1 protein-coding gene is annotated in these 240 nt (G+C 35.0%); it reads left to right on the plus strand.

The genetic code is table 11. From position 1 onward, the window contains the following. Positions 1–86 precede the first annotated feature (86 nt). On the plus strand, positions 87–240 hold a 154-nt coding region (locus QCD68_RS17520), incomplete at its 3' end, for a ribose-phosphate pyrophosphokinase-like domain-containing protein (protein WP_367316849.1).

Raw genomic sequence — 240 nt, forward strand, 5'->3', positions numbered from 1 at the left:
GTCTATTGCTAGAGCAAGACAAGTCAATAAAGAAGATTATGTGAAAAATATTCATAAAAAATAATCCAAATACCCGGAGGTTTACCATGTCTAATCGTTATGCTGATGCGAATTTAAAGATATTCTCTTTGAATTCAAACCCTGAACTTGCCAAAGAAATTGCCGATCGTATCGGAGTTGATGTAGGAAAGAGCTCTGTTAAACGTTTTAGTGACGGTGAAGTCCAAATCAATATTGAAG

It is taken from the genome of Curtobacterium sp. PsM8, assembly GCF_030433875.1.
In the GTDB taxonomy this organism is placed as follows: Bacteria; Actinomycetota; Actinomycetes; order Actinomycetales; family Microbacteriaceae; genus Curtobacterium.